Annotated in this window: 15 protein-coding genes; 3 read left to right on the forward strand and 12 right to left on the reverse strand. The window is 46.7% G+C overall.

Annotated elements, in window-relative coordinates; all coding sequences use genetic code 11:
• Positions 1-176: 176 nt before the first annotated feature.
• The 9 genes from QVP35_RS05630 to QVP35_RS05670 all read right to left on the reverse strand — a co-directional run bounded on the left by QVP35_RS05630 (position 177) and on the right by QVP35_RS05670 (position 9363).
• Positions 177-1025, reverse strand: a complete 849-nt coding sequence (locus tag QVP35_RS05630; protein ID WP_006568990.1) for a MurR/RpiR family transcriptional regulator — start codon at positions 1023-1025, stop codon at positions 177-179.
• A gap of 13 nt (positions 1026-1038) precedes the next feature.
• Complete coding sequence (locus QVP35_RS05635) at positions 1039-2301, reverse strand: zinc-binding dehydrogenase (protein WP_009290420.1); 1263 nt, start codon at positions 2299-2301, stop codon at positions 1039-1041.
• Positions 2302-2324: 23 nt separating this feature from the next.
• Positions 2325-3167: a PTS system mannose/fructose/sorbose family transporter subunit IID gene (locus tag QVP35_RS05640; RefSeq protein WP_006568992.1), complete on the reverse strand. Its 843-nt coding sequence runs from the start codon at positions 3165-3167 to the stop codon at positions 2325-2327.
• Between the two features lie 20 nt (positions 3168-3187).
• Positions 3188-4018, reverse strand: coding sequence for a PTS mannose/fructose/sorbose transporter subunit IIC (locus tag QVP35_RS05645; protein ID WP_006568993.1), 831 nt, complete (start codon positions 4016-4018; stop codon positions 3188-3190).
• A 27-nt stretch (positions 4019-4045) separates the two neighbouring features.
• A complete protein-coding gene (locus QVP35_RS05650) occupies positions 4046-4519 on the reverse strand; it encodes a mannose/fructose/sorbose PTS transporter subunit IIB (RefSeq protein WP_006568994.1) in 474 nt (157 codons plus the stop codon).
• Positions 4519-4941 carry a PTS sugar transporter subunit IIA gene (locus QVP35_RS05655; RefSeq protein ID WP_006568995.1) on the reverse strand — a complete coding sequence of 141 codons (423 nt, stop codon included), beginning with the start codon at positions 4939-4941 and terminating at the stop codon, positions 4519-4521. The genes QVP35_RS05650 and QVP35_RS05655 overlap by 1 nt, the downstream gene beginning before the upstream one ends.
• Positions 4942-5159: 218 nt before the next feature.
• Positions 5160-5816, reverse strand: a complete 657-nt coding sequence (locus QVP35_RS05660) for a CDC27 family protein (RefSeq protein ID WP_006568996.1) — start codon at positions 5814-5816, stop codon at positions 5160-5162.
• 58 nt (positions 5817-5874) lie between these two features.
• Positions 5875-7212 (reverse strand): MATE family efflux transporter, encoded by a 1338-nt coding sequence (locus tag QVP35_RS05665; protein WP_009290419.1) that lies wholly within the window; start codon positions 7210-7212, stop codon positions 5875-5877.
• Between the two features lie 399 nt (positions 7213-7611).
• On the reverse strand, positions 7612-9363 hold the full coding sequence (locus QVP35_RS05670; protein WP_009290418.1) for a S8 family peptidase: 1752 nt from the start codon (positions 9361-9363) through the stop codon (positions 7612-7614).
• A gap of 155 nt (positions 9364-9518) precedes the next feature.
• On the opposite strand from QVP35_RS05670, the gene modA reads away from it, so the two are divergent.
• The 3 genes from modA to QVP35_RS05685 are packed head-to-tail and all read left to right on the forward strand — an operon-like array spanning position 9519 to position 12042.
• Positions 9519-10313: a molybdate ABC transporter substrate-binding protein gene (modA, locus tag QVP35_RS05675; protein ID WP_009290417.1), complete on the forward strand. Its 795-nt coding sequence runs from the start codon at positions 9519-9521 to the stop codon at positions 10311-10313.
• Positions 10313-10996, forward strand: a complete 684-nt coding sequence (gene modB / locus QVP35_RS05680) for a molybdate ABC transporter permease subunit (protein ID WP_022260883.1) — start codon at positions 10313-10315, stop codon at positions 10994-10996. Before modA ends, modB begins: the two co-directional genes overlap by 1 nt.
• A complete protein-coding gene (locus QVP35_RS05685; protein ID WP_022260884.1) occupies positions 10993-12042 on the forward strand; it encodes a sulfate/molybdate ABC transporter ATP-binding protein in 1050 nt (349 codons plus the stop codon). The genes modB and QVP35_RS05685 overlap by 4 nt, the downstream gene beginning before the upstream one ends.
• Before the next feature lie 48 nt (positions 12043-12090).
• On the opposite strand, the gene QVP35_RS05690 is transcribed toward QVP35_RS05685, so the two are convergent.
• Genes QVP35_RS05690 through QVP35_RS05700 form a run of 3 tightly spaced genes read right to left on the reverse strand, consistent with a single transcriptional unit; the run spans position 12091 to position 14548 of the window.
• Positions 12091-12672: a nucleotidyltransferase family protein gene (locus tag QVP35_RS05690; RefSeq protein WP_022260885.1), complete on the reverse strand. Its 582-nt coding sequence runs from the start codon at positions 12670-12672 to the stop codon at positions 12091-12093.
• Positions 12673-12674: 2 nt separating this feature from the next.
• Complete coding sequence (locus tag QVP35_RS05695; protein WP_009290413.1) at positions 12675-13661, reverse strand: XdhC family protein; 987 nt, start codon at positions 13659-13661, stop codon at positions 12675-12677.
• A gap of 11 nt (positions 13662-13672) precedes the next feature.
• A complete protein-coding gene (locus tag QVP35_RS05700; protein ID WP_009290412.1) occupies positions 13673-14548 on the reverse strand; it encodes a methionyl aminopeptidase in 876 nt (291 codons plus the stop codon).
• Position 14549: the final 1 nt, after the last annotated feature.

Raw genomic sequence — 14549 nt, forward strand, 5'->3', positions numbered from 1 at the left:
CTTGCCTTCAAGGCCCAACCATGATTCGTTCATAAAAAATCCTCCAATTAAATGCTTGTTTTTCATACTACACTCTGTTTGCTCTGATGCGGTAAAAATACATCTATATGAAAAAAGTTTTTTATCACCCATTGGAGGAGGGATATTAAAATGAAACGAAAACTGTGATAAAAAACTTAAATCTTATCTTCCGCCACTGACTGTTCATGTTCAGTCAAGTTTTTGAAAGAATCCCACTTTGTTGAAAACAGCAGCAGGAAAAGGCTGTCGATCACTGCCATGGCAGCCATCCTTGTAAAACTGACCTGATCGTGGAAAACCTGCTCCCTTGTTGCGGTCACCAGCGTATAGTCACTTGCCTCCGCAAGGGGTGACTTGGCCTGGTTCGTGATAGCAACTACTTTCACTCCGTTTTCCTTGGCAATGTTGGCCATATTAAGCAGATGTCTGGAAGCTCCGGAGGCGGAAACGGCGATCATGACATCACCTTTTCTCATGGTCCTCGCATAGGCTTCCTGGGTTTCCCAGATGGTAGAGCCGACTGCCGGGATTCCGAGCTGATTGAACTTATAAGATCCGTCCAGTGCGATCGGAATCGTGTTCCCCATGGCAGTAAACTCTACTACCTTGGCATTCAGGATCAGGTCTATGATCTCCCTGAGCATCTTTCCGTCGATGCTGCTCAGAGTCTCTTTCAGTTCCTCCATCTTGCTGGCCATAATATTCATCAGTGACTGTTCGATATTGTCGATACTGATCTCATTAGAAAACTCATGGTCATCCTGTTCCCGCATTTCCTTCGCCATCTTGATCTTCAGATGGTGATAGCCGTTGCACCCGATTTTCTTACAGAACCGGACGATCGTAGCCTGGCTGGCCTCACATGCCGCAGCCAGCTCAGAAACTGACATCTCGATTGCCTTTTCCTGATGATTCATCAGATAATCCGCAACCTTCTTTTCGGCATCAAACAGACTGTCATATGCAGAAAATATCTGATTCCTTACCGTTGCTTCCTTTGCCATAAAACTCTCCCTTTCAAATCTCTGGAGCGTTTTCTAAAAAGTATGCTTCTGCTTCTGCGCTCCATAAGTGACCATGTTTTTCAAGAATCGGACCGAGTCCTTCTTTTAATTTATTGTCACTTATTTCGCTGAGCTTGTCAACTTCGGTCAGCGGAAACTTCCTGTGCGTATAGACGACTTTTTTCCCTCCCCCAAGGTTCGGAAGCTGCTTCGTTGTCTCAGCCACCTGGTCGAGTCCAAGCACATGGGTTGCGATCTTTGCCACATTCACAATCTTATGTTCGATCAGCTCGATCGACTGCTTCATATCATCCGTATTCCCTCCGCTTGTACCGATGAAATGTGTGGAATTATAATGTACATTGTAAAAATTCACAGGAGCCGTAAACCCGGTGTCGGCAGGTCCTGAGAAGAAGTTCAGGCATCCGTCGAAGGCCAGAAGCTTCTCTCCCTGGGTTACCATCTGCTCATTCGGCGCAAACACAAAGACATCATCAAATCCCCGTCCGTCTTCTGTTAATTCCCGCAGAGGGCCGCTGAAGTCTTCCATCTGTCCCGTATTGACGTAGACAAGTTTGATTCCCTGTTTTTCCGCCTCTTCTTCTGTATACAGCTTCCTCGCAAGATCCAGTTTAGATTCTGTTCTGCCGGTAACCGCCAGCAGTTTTGGTCTCTTCGGGCCGTGCAGCGCAAAGTCAATAGCCAGGAATCCCATGGGACCGGTAGCCCCTAAGATCGCCATATTTCCATTTTCTTTGACTCCCATGACATGTTCATAGCTGTACATCTTCTTGTGGTGGTACTGTGCGTTAAATGCTCCGACCACACAGGACAGCGGTTCCACCAGGGAGCCTTCAAAGAAGGACTCCCCGTTGTATTTCAAAAGAGAACCGTTTTCCATGATCTGATTCATCAGCACGATCTTTGTGGCGTCTCCCCCTGCATAAGGATAGGAATACCCCGGAGCAAAACCATTTTTCGTCCCGATGTTCGGCTGGATGACAAACTTGTCACCCGCCTGAAACTGATCTTTCCATTTTTCACCTACCGAAAGGATCACTCCGCAGAATTCATGCCCCAGGATGATCGGATTTTCATTGATGTCTTCCGGCACCTTTTTATGTTTTTCACCCTGTATCGCCGCCTTATAGCTGGACATGCAAAGGCTGTCTGTCACGACCTCAGCAAGAATCTCATCCTCTTTGATCGGAGGAAGTTCAAATTCTTCCAGTCTTATATCTTCCTGTCCGTACAGTCTTACTGCTTTTGTCTTCATTCTTCACTCCTCCCAGAGAATCTCTATGCTCCTAAAATTCCTAATCCATAACCGATGATGCCGACTGCAAATAAGATAAAGATGATCAGGATCGGACTGATATTCTTCTTTAACAGGCGGCAGACAACTAAGGTCAAAACAAGTCCCAGCAGTCCCGGCATAAGCTGGTCTAAAATGTTCTGCACGGTTGTGACCGTTGTCTTTCCGTTTGCGGTAACCTTAGATACAACAAGCGGAACGTTGATGGTCGTCCACTTTGAAACCAAAGCGCCCATGACGAACAGTCCTAAGATAGAAGCACACTCTGTAACTTTCTGAAGCATGTTTCCTGCCAGATTCTTTACAAGGTCCAGTCCCTTTTTGTAACCAAACTCCAAGCCAAAGTATAATGCGGCCAGACGAACTGCGTTAAAAAGTACAAAGAATAATAACGGTCCTAAAATGTTTCCTGTCAATGCCATGGATGCACCGATTGCTGCCGTGATCGGACGAAGGGTTCCCCAGAAGATCGGATCACCGACTCCGCACAGAGGTCCCATCAGACCGATTTTGATGCTTCCGATGGTTCCCTCATCGATGTCCGCGCCGTTTGCCTTTGTTTCCTCCAAGGCTGCTGTCACACCGAGTACCGGTCCGACGCAGGCCGGAGTTACGTTAAAGAAGGTCATATGGCGCTTTAACGCTTCTGACTGTTCCTTTTTTGTGTGATAAAGTCTCTTGATGGCCGGCACCATGTCGAATGCAAATCCGAGAGCATGAATACGCTCAAAGTTAAAAGATGCCTGCTGGAAGTTGCTCCTTAAAAACATACTGACACGGTCTTTTTTTGTTAAAGTATTTTCTGTGTTTTTGATTTCTTCACTCATATCTTGTTTCCTCCCTTTTCCTAATCTAATTCATCGTCTAAGTCGTCATCTAAATCCGCATCCATGGATGCCCCTCCTGCCGGAGCAGCCGCTGCCGGAACAGCTTTCGGCATATTAAATTTTGGATTTAACTGTATGTAAATAAGTCCGAATACGATACCCATGATACCAAACGCAACTAAGTTGAAGTCTGTGAATGCGGCAATGACGAATCCGAGGAAGAAAAACGGCATAAGATATTTTGCTCCCATCATGTTCAGCACCATTGCATAACCAACAACTACGATAAATCCTCCGGCTACGGAAAGCCCTGTTGTAATCACGTCAGGGATCATGTTCAGCATACTCTGAACCCCTGTCGGACTGACAACCATAGACACTAAAAGACATGGAATAGCAACACGAAGTGCCTGAACTGCCAGAGCGGTGATATGGCAGATGTCAATCATCTTAAAGTTTGCATCCTCCGCATATTTATCTGCCGCATGCTGGAAAAAGATTGTGACAGTTCTTGCCAGCACGGTCAGCACCTGTCCTGCAACTGCAACCGGAAGTGCGATGGCGATTCCTGCGGATACAGACTGATTTCCTACGATAACGAGAATGGTAGAAATAACACTGGCAAGTGCGGAGTCCGGAGACTGTGCCGCTCCAATGTTCATCCATCCGAGGGCGATCATCTCAAGAGTACCCCCAAGCATAACTCCGGTCTTTACATCACCGAGAATGATTCCCACCAGTGTACATGCGATCAGCGGTCTGTGTGTCTGAAAAGAATCCAGCACACTTCCCATTCCTACGATACAAGATACGATAAACAGCAATACAATTTGAATTCCTGATAATCCCATAATAGTTCCTCCCTTTTCTTTCCTCTATCAGATTTTTGTCATTAAGTCGATTTTATTGTCTGTGGCTACCGGACGGATTTCCAGCTCTACGCCTCTCTCATGCATTTTGCGGAAAGCATCCTTATCGCTTTCATCCACAGACACAGCTTTTGTAATTTGTTCTTTTCCTGTTTTGAAAGCCATTCCTCCGATGTTGACACTTGTGATCGGCACACCGCCTTCGATCATTCTTAATACATCCTGCGGACATGTAAATAATAAAAACACAGTATCATTTTCATATTTAGGATTGTTGTAAACACGAATTGCTTTGGCGATATCGACAACGCTGACTTTGATTCCCGGAGGCCCCACCTGTAAAAGCAGTGTCTTTCTGATATCGTCCTTTGCCACCTCGTCACTGCACACGATGATTCTTTCCGCATTCGCCTCTTTTGCCCAGACAGTTGCTACCTGTCCGTGAATCAGTCTGTCATCGATCCTGCATAAATTGATTTTCATTATAATTCATCCTCCTCTTCTTTTTCATTCTGCCGGTTTAATAAGTTTCTGCATGATTTTATGTAGGTGTCTTTTCCAAGCTTGTCATACACTTCCCATGGACGAATCTCTTCATATGTCTCTCTGATGCCAACCACATCAAGGAGCATCGGAAGGCTCAGTCCGGAAATCACATCTGTGTTTTCAGTCTGTGCTGCGATCTGAAATGCCGCATTATAGGGGCTTCCTCCGAACAAATCCACCAAAAACAGTACATCTTCTCCCTCTGTCATACAGTTCTGGTACTTTTGTTTCAGATCGTCGGCATTTTCGCCAGGAACAAAAGTAACGGCCTCCGCATTTTCAATTCCGCCGAAAACCATATTGGCTGAATTGACCACTTCCTGTGCCATCTGCCCGTGGGCAGCGATGATCAGTTTCATACATATCCTCCTTTAGAGTAACTTAGTTTTGCTTCATCACTTTTTGTGAAACTTTATTTTATGTTTATATTTTAACGATAAAATTTTATTTTGTCAATACTTTTATTTAAGAAACAAAACTTTATTTCATACAAACTTTATCCATGGAATTTGTCGTTTTTGCACAAAAAAAGAGCTCCGTTTACGGAACTCCATTTTTACACTGCTTTGAAGATCATCTATCTGGTCTCCAGAAATGTAGCCTCTTTTTTCCCTTTTTCATCGTCCGGATAGGCTTTTACATATTCTTTTGCATAACGGTATGCTGTTTTAAAGTCAAACTTTGCTTCATAAAGACTGATCCTTGCAAACATCAGATCTTTTTTCTTTGTGGTAAGATTCTGCTTCAACGCTTCACCGACAACAGAAAGCCCTTCATCGTACTTCTCCTGCTTTGCCAGAATACTATACTTGGCATAATAACTCTCTCCTTCTGATGGCAGAGAACGAATCCCTTCACTGCAGACCTCCAGTGCCTGTTCTTCCTGCCCCAATCCCATGTAACAAAGTGCTTTCCATTCATAGGCCCTTCCCTGCGGCTTTTTCTCTATGATCCGGTCATAGATACGGATGGCATCTTTATAACGCTTCAGCCGATAGAGCGATTCCGCCTGGTAAAACATCACATCATTTTTCTGGTTTGTCCACAGGATGGTCTTTTTACCTCCTGCTTTTTCAAATGCCTCATACGCTTTCTGGTATTCCCCTTTGGAGAGCATCTCGATTCCGTCATTCGCCGTAAGCTTCTGAGTCACATACTCATATCCGAGAAATCCCGCACCGCCGAGAACAATAACCAGGACCGCGATCAGGACTGCTTTTAATTTCTTATCCATGTCATATTCTCCTTTTCACTTCAAGTCATTTAGATTTTAACACAACACGTCCGAAAATTCACCTTTTATTACTGTATTTCCGGTATAAAAGGACTGCTGCCAGAGCCGCTGCCGCCTCTGCTGCCGGAAAAGAAACCCAAATTCCATTGACTCCCATCCGTGAAACCAGGAATAAAGAAAGAACCGGAATGATAAAAAACTGTCTCAGTGTAGACACGGCAAGAGACGCGCTCCCTTTTCCCAGCGCCTCAAAGACACCGGAAAATACGACTCCCACAGCAGAGAACAGGAAGCCAATACTGATGATCCTAAATGCCATGATTCCCATTTTAAGAAGCGTTCCTCCAGCGTGGAACAATCCCATAATCTGCACAGGAAAAACAACAAATAATATGGTTCCTGCGGCCATAATCCCACCGGTGACAAGAAGGCTGTCCCGAATCGTCTCTTTCACTCTGTCGTCTCTTCCTGCCCCGTAGTTAAAACTGATGATAGGCCTCATTCCCTGGATCAGACCGTTGGACGGCATATAGATAAATGTCTGTACTTTAAAATAAATGCCGAGTACTGCAATCCCCACTTCTGAAATTCCGGCCAGTATCCCATTCAGGATCGAGATCAATATAGACGGCAGAGACATGGTGATGGCGGACGGAACTGCTACCATATAAATCTTTTTGAGCAGTTCCCGGTCAAATGCAAAGCCGCGAAACCGGATGTGGACGGTATGTTCCTTCCGAAACAGGAGGAAAACAGCGAGGAGGCAGGCGCTCCACTGTCCGATCACTGTGGCGATTGCTGCTCCTGCTACTCCCATTTTAGGAAAGATACCAACCCCAAAAATAAAAAGAGGATCTAATATAATATTGATCAAGGCGCCCATCCCTTGCAGGATCATCGGCACTTTCATATTACCCATCGCCTGAAAAATCTTTTCTATTGCTACATGAACAAGTGAACCGGCAGACAACAGCACGACAATATATGTATACTGGCTGCTCAGGGAAAGGACTTCCGGGTCCTTTGTAAACATTCCAAGATACGCACGGATTCCCAGGAGGCCGGCAGCGATAAAAACCAGTGCATGAAGACCGGCCAGCACCAGTCCGTGGGCAGCTGCCTGATCTGCTTTTTTGGTATCCCCTGTTCCGTGACTCATGGCAATACAGGCATTTATGCCCACTCCCAGTCCTACACCGACGGATAAGATGAGGTTTTGCAGAGGATAAGCCAGTGAAATTGCAGTGATAGCGTTCACACCAAGCCTGGCTGCAAACATACTGTCTACGATATTGTAAAGCGACTGGATCATCATTGAGATCATAGGAGGCACGGCCATAGAAATCAGCAGAGGAAATACCTTTTTCGTACCCATTGGGTTTGCAATAGTATCCATAATTTCTCCTTTCCATGTAAAAAAGCTATATATTTTTCTGTTTGTGATCAGAAACAGAAAAATATATAGCTTTTTTACAGCAGGGACAGAATAGCATATAGTAAAAGAAGCTGTCAAGCATGAAACAACAAAACAGCTGAAAATTTTTCTCCGACTTTTTATCTGTGCCTGTGCATTCATGGGAAATTATACCCGGAACAGCTTTATCTTTTGTATGTGCTGCTATTTTAATTTTACTGCTCCGGGTATAATGCTCCACTTAGGAAGTATATTACATTTGGATTGATTTAACAAGAATCCGGCGAAATAAATTTTATGTTTGGTATAGACCCCCTGCATATATAAATTCCTTTTTTTCTTTTTTTAGTGTATCCTACATTTTTTTAAAATAAAAACATTTTATATCGGCAGACTGTCCCTCACACACAGCTTCCCATACCCCACCTGCGAATTTGAATACTCACTAAATCCCGGAAGTTCCCTTGCTCCCTTCTGCAGGTATGCCTTAATCTTCTCTCCGTATAAAAATGGATCATTCCCTCTCACAATCCCCCACTCCATTAAAAGTGCCGCGCTGCCCGTCACAAACGGCGTTGCCATGGAAGTTCCGCTCATTCTTGTATTTCCCCCGCCAGGACTTGCCCCCAGAATTCCCACGCCAGGAGCCACAATATCCGGTTTTTCCATACAGATATTCAAATCTCCCCTTCCGGAAAAAGATGCATAAGAATTATAAAATACATCGTAGGCTCCCACCGATATCACACTTCTTGCTGTAGAAGGAATCGTCAGTGTCAGATCCAGGCTGGGTTCTAAAAATCTGGTTCCCTCATTGGTTCCGGCGGATACAGGCAGCCACATGTAATAGTCCCCTCTGACAATCCTTCCCGGTTCCATCACAATGGTCCACTGACCGCTTTCGATCTCACTGCCCTGCGGCACAAAGGCAAAATAGATTTCCTGAAGCCTGTTATAAGGAGTCGGAGAACCATAATAGACATAAACCGTTGTCGTCCCAAACCGGTAGTCAGTCCTGCCCTCCTGGTCCTGGATCTCCCTTCGCTCTCCGGAGGGACTTTGAAGCCACAGTCTGAATTCATCCACATAATTTTTCCACAGCTGCAAATTCAGGCTCTGTTCATACGGCGCCACTGCAAAGATCACATCTTCCGGCTGCCTTAAACATCCCTGCCTGTGCCTGCCTGATGCTCCCTCGTTTCCTGTTCCAATGCAGACAGCGGTCTGCCACTGACCTGCCATCTGGCTGATATATGTTTCAAGCAGGGAATTTCCTCTGTGGTCTCCATAATTATTCCCATAACTTAAATTTACGCTGACCGGCTTTCCCTTTGCCTCAGCGTAACGGATCACGTACTCCAGAGCCGTCATCAGCTGTGTCGTTCTGGGAAACCCCTGTTCCGTCGCATTTCCAAGCTTCACCACAATCAGAGAGGATTTGTCTGCAACGCCCTGCCTTCCCGCACAGATGGAAGCCACATGGGTCCCGTGCCCGTTCGTATCTCTGCTTGGCACAATCTCCCTGCCCTCTGCCGCCGGTGCCTTCAGCGCACGGTTTATCTCTTCCTTTGTATATACACTCCCCTCATAAAAACCTTCCGGCGGATGCCCCGGAATCGTCTGATCCCATAAAGTTTCAATCACCGTATTCCCCTGGTCGTCAATGAAATCCGGATGAAAAATATCGATGCCCGTATCGATCACAGCCACATAGGTTCCATCGCCGTGGAGCCCCTTTTGTCCATCCCTTACCGACAGAATACAGGAGGCGGCAATCCCCGCCTGATCACTCAGCAGAAGATTTTTAGGCTTTTCCATATAAATAACCTGAGGAAGGTTTGAAAAAGCATCGATGGATTCCTCGGGCAGATAAGCTATGGCATATTCATTGCTCAAGGCTTCCAGCCTTCCTCCTTCCGGAACCGGAATCTGACTGATCTCACCGATATACCTGATAATCAATTCCCACAGATTCTGCTGCCTGTCATACCCCACATCCAAGTCTCTGCTCTTCTCCCGTTCTTCAGGAGTCAGACTCAGAGAAAGGTTCAGCTGATTTTCTATTTTTTCGTCCATATCAATCCCCGCAATTTCCCTGTTATTTGAATCTATGAACCCGGTCTCCTCACTCATTTATAGTTTTTACCTATGAATAGCCGAAAATTCACCGCAGCCTCTTCTTCCCAAAAGAAGTTTCAGTCTTTTATTTGCTTTTCAAATAAAACGGTTTTCCTTTTTCAGGTAAAGTAGAGATATAAAAATGAAATACAGGAGGATACACGATAATAATGAAAAAACAAATATTTGTCATGCTTACTGCCACAGTACTGGGCGCTGCTGTTCTGTCCGGATGCAGTTCCAAAGGCAAAAATGCAGCCGAAAAAAAAACTGTCACACTGACCATTTCCGCGGCCGCCAGTCTTACGGATGTGACAAAGGACATCGCCGAAAAATATAAAGAAAAGGAACCCAATGTGGAACTTCGCTTTTCCTACGGAAGTTCCGGAGCACTTCAGTCACAGATTGAAGAGGGGGCGGACGCAGACGTTTTCATGTCGGCTGCCCAAAAACAGATGGATGCTCTCTCAAAAAAGAATCTGATCAGTAAAAAATCCCGGACGGATCTGCTGGAAAACAAGCTTGTACTGATCGTACCAAAAGGCAGCCAGACATCTATTAAAACTTTTGAAGATCTGGCAGATTCAAGCGTAAAAAAAGTGGCGCTGGGTGAGCCAAAAGCAGTCCCTGTCGGACAATATTCAGAAGGAGTCTTTCAAAAACTCGGAATTTTGGATAAAATAAAGAAGAAAGCAAACTACGGGAGTGATGTACGTCAGGTCCTCACCTGGATAGAAAGCGGCGAAGTGGACTGCGGAGTCGTCTATATGACGGATGCGAAACTATCGAAAAAGGTCAAAGTAGTCTGTGGGGCTCCAAAGGAAGCTGCCTACCCTGTGATCTATCCGGTGGCCGTGTTAAAAGACAGCAGACATCAGAAAGAAGCCCAGAAGTTTGCAGATTACTTAAAAACTGATGAAATACTGAAGCTGTTTGAGTCTTACGGCTTCCAAAGGATAAAATAATGCTGGATCTCTCCCCACTGTGGATTTCTTTAAAAGTAGCCTTGCCGGCTACCATCTTTACCTTCGTTCTGGGAATCTGTGCTGCCCGGACTGTTGTAAAACTGAAGCACGGACAGGCTGTCCTCGACGGCCTGTTCACTCTGCCTTTAGTTCTGCCCCCAACCGTCGTAGGTTTTTTCCTGCTGCTGGCTTTCGGGAAAAACAGCCTGGTGGGACAGTTCTTTTCCCAGTTTGGGTTTTCCTTTATATTTTCCTGGCAGGGGGCGGTCATCGCCTCCACTGTCGTCTCATTTCCGCTGATGTACCGCACGGTCCGCGGCGCCTTTGAACAGATCAATCCGGAATATCTGTATGCCGCCAGGACTCTTGGAATGACAGAGAGAAAAATATTCCGAAAGATCATGCTTCCCCTGGCATGGCCGGGCATCCTTGCAGGGACAATTCTTTCCTTTGCGCGGGCTCTCGGCGAATTCGGGGCCACCATCATGATCGCAGGCAATATCCCCGGAAAAACCCAGACCATGTCCGTGGCTGTTTACACGGCTGTGCAGGCAGGTGACCGTGAGAGTGCCTTTCTATGGGTCATAATCATCGTCTGTTTCTCCTTTGTGATGATGCTCGCCTTGAATTTCTGGACATCTTTTCAAGTGCGCCTTATACGGCAGAAAGGAGCGGCAAAATGAGTCTTTATGTAGACATTGAAAAACATCTGCCTGAGTTTCATCTTAAGACTTCTTTTGAGGCAGGCAATGAAATGCTTTCCATCTTGGGAGCTTCGGGCTGCGGAAAAAGCCTGACCCTGAAATGCATTGCCGGAATCGAGACACCGGACCGGGGACGGATTGTTCTTAACGGCAGAGTTTTATTTGACTCCCAAAAACGGATCAATCTGCCCGCAAGGGACCGGAAGGTAGGATATCTGTTTCAAAATTATGCCTTATTCCCTCACATGACGGTGCGTGAAAATATAGCCTGCGGGCTTCCTTCCAGGGACAGGTCTTTTACGGACTCATGGATCGAAAAATTTTATTTGTCCGGCCTCGGAGACCATTATCCCTCCCAGCTTTCCGGCGGCCAGCAGCAGCGCACGGCCCTTGCAAGGATGCTGGCATCCGCTCCTTCCCTGATCATGCTGGATGAACCTTTTTCGGCTTTGGATGATTATCTGAAATGGCAGATGGAACAGGAACTGATGCACATCATACGGGACTTTCCCGGAACCGCCCTGTTCGTCTCCCACAACAGAGACGAAGTGTACCGGATGTCCGACCGGATCGCCGTCATGGGAAACGGACGGCTTAAGACCATACAGCGCAAAAAGGAATTGTTTCAAAATCCGGAATCTCTGGAAGCTGCACTTCTCACCGGATGCAAAAACATTTCACATGCAGAGTATATTGATGACCACACATTTTTTGCGTCCGACTGGAACATTGTCCTGACATCTTCCGTCCCTGTGCCAAAAGATATAAAATATGCCGGTTTCCGGGCCCATTACTTTTCCATCGAACCGGATGCAACTCTGCCCAACACGATGGAATGTACGGTCACGAATATCATTGAAGATACCTTCTCCATGATCCTTCTCTTTCGGGAAAAGCAGAATAAAAAGTCCGGAGACTGGACAGGACTGCGTTTTGAGCTTCCGAAAACGCTCTGGGACGGCCAGATAAAAAAAGATACAGTCTTTCTCAGGTTTCCGAAAGACAAGTTTCTTTTTATGAAATAAACAAAAGTGGATTTTACACGGCTTTCCATCCTGTGTAAAATCCACTTTTTAATTCTTCAGCTGATCCAATGTATCAATATCCCTCAGTTCCTGCCACCCGGCCTCAAATAAAAACACATCTTCCGGATGGCTCTTAACGACCTGCTTGCCTCCCCGGTCTCCCTGTATGGAGAGAAGTTCCTTCGTGTAACAGCTGTGAAACACACACGGGTTTTTCGGAACTCCATTTTCCGAAAGACAGCCGATTCCTTTTCCCGTCCGCAAAAAAGCAGACAAAAATCTCCTGACCGTCTCCTTCTTCAATTCCGGCTGATCGGCCGTAAAGAAAAGATAGTATGCATCCTTTCCGGGGTGAAGATTAGCTTCCAGCCCGATCTGAACCGAGGATGATATCCCCTGTTCGCTGTGCCGGTTCATCAGGCAGAGCGCACCGGTTTCTTTTGCATCCCGGTAAATTTCTTCATAGCGGGTCACCACTGTCACGTCCGCATCTTTCATTTCCCGGGCCAGCGAAAGCATCACATCCAGTGTGTGCCTGTACATAGGTTTACCGCCCATCTCATATAAAAGCTTGTTGGACCCAAAACGGCTGCCGAACCCCGCAGCCAGCAGGATCATGTGAATCTTCATCTCTATATCCTTTCAAACAAGATCCGGACATGCCCGCCGCAGATCATTCCAAGGTCAGAGGCATCTTTTGCTGAGAGGTCGTATTCCTTTACCTGCACGCCAGATACGTGCCCGACCTCCCTGCATGCGGTAAACTCTATACTGCCTCCCCCGATGCTTCCATAAGATGTCCCTCCTTCTCCAAGGAACATCTTGCTGCCTGTTCCTCTCGGGGAAGATCCGCTCTTTGAAAGTATCGTCAGCATGACTCCATGTTCTCCCCCAAGGACCGCATTTGCCACATCCATATCCGCAAAGCCGGTATAGCGGCGGTTCTTTTCTTTCACGATCTCTGCCATGATGCTCACGGCGATCTCCTCCGGAAGCTGTCCTCCAAGGGGCAGACCGATCGGCGAGTGCATAGACTCTACCTTCTCGGCAGAAAACCCTTCTTCCAGCAGGGCATCTTTTGTAATCTTTACTTTCGTGCGGCTGCCGATCATGCCGAAATACGCATGGGGATGGGATAAGACTCTTCTCGCACAGGCCCGGTCTCCCTGGTGTCCCCTGGTTACCGCCACATAAAATGTATTTTCATATCCGAATATTTCCTCCGGCAGGCAGTCAAAATCACAGCAGAGCAGACGGTCCGCCCACGGAAACCGGTCTCTCGTAACAAACTCTTCTCTGTCATCCACTACCGTTATGTCGAATCCAAGGATCTTTCCGATCTGGCAGACCGGCTGTGACACATGCCCTGCTCCTAAAATAACGAGCCTGGGGGCTTCCTGAAAGAGCTCTACAAAAATCTCACGTTTCCCGATCGAAACAACCTCTGTCTGCTCCACCCTCCTGAGTTCAGGAAGAATTTCCTTCCACAAAGGCTTTCCATGCATTTCATCCTGAGTGTAAATGCATTTCTCTCCTGCCGCAGACCCGGAGAGGATCGTAGCACAAAACACCTTCCCCCGTTCCTTCAGCATCTTAAACAACCATTCATATGCAGACAAACAGACACCTCCTAATAAGCCAGCACTTCATATCCCGTCTCTGTCACGAGTACCTGAATCTCCCACTGGGCGGACGGAAGGCCGTCTGCCGTGTAGACGCTCCAGTTATCTCCTCCGTCAGTGTAGACTTCATCGGTTCCCATATTAACCATAGGCTCAATGGTAAATACCATGCCCGGGACCAAAAGCATCTCCGTGCCCTTTTTCGTGACGTAGCTGACAAACGGCTCCTCGTGAAACTCCAGCCCGACACCGTGTCCTCCGATTTCCCGCACGACCGAATATCCATTCTTTACTGCGTGATCGTGGACCGCCTGGCCCATATCTCCCATGAAGCCCCACGGCTTCACCTGCGCAAGTCCTAGTTCCACACACTCCTTCGTCACATCCACAAGCTTCTTCTTTTCATCACTTACATTTCCGATGCAGAACATCCTCGATGAATCCGAGAAATATCCATTATAGATCGTTGACACATCCACATTGATAATATCTCCGTCTTTCAGCACAATATCCTCAGAGGGGATGCCATGGCAAACCTGCTCATTGATGGACGTACATACGCTTTTCGGAAAGCCTTCATATCCCAAAGGAGCAGGGATGCCTCCAAGTTCCTCCGTCTTTTCATGGACCAGACGGTCAATCTCCTCCGTGGTCATCCCTTCCCTGATATGTTCTGCCACATAGTCGAGGACTGCGGTATTGATCTTTCCGCTCTCCCGGATTCCTTCGATCTGTTCCCCGTTTTTGAGAATAAATCTCGGCGGCACAATATGTCCCTGCCGCGCGAATGTCTCTATTTTTTCGTCCGAAGCCATGTGGCAGGCTTTATATTTCTTATTGCTTCCGCACCAGCAGGCATCGTTTCTTCCCAGTTTTCCTAACATG

The sequence above is a fragment of the Anaerostipes sp. CAG:276 genome, from assembly GCF_000432215.1.
GTDB classification, from domain to species: domain Bacteria; phylum Bacillota; class Clostridia; order Lachnospirales; family Lachnospiraceae; genus Anaerostipes; species Anaerostipes caccae.